Source organism: Neisseria sp. HMSC061B04 (assembly GCF_001836705.1).
Lineage (GTDB): Bacteria > Pseudomonadota > Gammaproteobacteria > Burkholderiales > Neisseriaceae > Neisseria.
Genome location: NZ_KV830209.1, coordinates 1 through 1186 on the forward strand (window position 1 = coordinate 1; position 1186 = coordinate 1186).

A 1186-nucleotide genomic window follows, 5' to 3' on the forward strand; every position below is an offset into this window, starting at 1 on the left:
TTAAGCGATAATAGAAGAAACCACACCTGCACCTACGGTACGGCCACCTTCGCGAATCGCAAAGCGCAGACCTTCTTCCATAGCGATAGGCGCAATCAGTTCTACAGTAATGGTTACGTTCTCACCCGGCATTACCATTTCTACGCCTTCTTCCAAAGTAACTGCACCAGTTACGTCGGTAGTACGGAAGTAGAATTGTGGACGGTAGTTAGCGAAGAATGGAGTGTGACGACCACCCTCTTCTTTGCTCAGTACGTATACTTCTGCCTTGAACTTGGTGTGAGGAGTGATGGTACCTGGTTTAGCCAATACTTGACCACGCTCTACGTCTTCACGTTTAGTACCACGCAGCAATACGCCTACGTTGTCACCTGCTTGACCTTCGTCCAGCAGTTTGCGGAACATTTCAACGCCGGTACAAGTGGTTTTTTGGGTTTCTTTCAGACCTACGATTTCGATCTCGTCACCAACGTGGATGATGCCGCGCTCTACACGACCGGTTACTACTGTACCACGGCCAGAGATAGAGAATACGTCTTCGATAGGCAACAAGAAAGGTTTGTCTACGGCACGCTCAGGCGTTGGGATGTAGCTGTCCAAAGCGGCAGCCAGTTCGAAGATTTTTTCTTCGTAAGCAGCATCACCTTCCAAAGCTTTCAGTGCAGAACCTTGTACGATCGGGCAGTCGTCACCTGGGAAGTCGTAGCTTGACAGCAGGTCACGAATTTCCATTTCAACCAGTTCCAACAACTCGGCATCGTCAACCATGTCGCATTTGTTCATGAACACGATGATGTAAGGTACACCTACTTGGCGAGCCAACAGAATATGTTCGCGAGTTTGCGGCATAGGACCGTCAGCTGCGGAACATACCAAGATAGCGCCGTCCATTTGGGCAGCACCAGTAATCATGTTTTTAACGTAGTCGGCGTGGCCCGGGCAGTCTACGTGTGCGTAGTGACGGGTTTCAGTTTCGTATTCTACGTGTGAAGTATTAATGGTAATACCGCGGGCTTTTTCTTCAGGAGCGTTATCGATTTGGTCGTAAGCTTTTGCAGCGCCACCGAATTTTTTAGCCAAAATAGTAGTCAATGCAGCAGTCAGAGTGGTTTTACCATGGTCAACGTGACCGATAGTACCAACGTTTACGTGCGGTTTGCTACGTTCAAATTTTTCCTTAGCCATG

The 1186-nt window shown here is 48.7% G+C and carries 1 protein-coding gene; it reads right to left on the minus strand.

Annotated elements, in window-relative coordinates:
- Nucleotides 1–1185, minus strand: a complete 1185-nt coding sequence (tuf, locus tag HMPREF2661_RS08815) for an elongation factor Tu (RefSeq protein ID WP_003684779.1) — start codon at nt 1183–1185, stop codon at nt 1–3.
- Nucleotide 1186 lies beyond the last annotated feature (1 nt).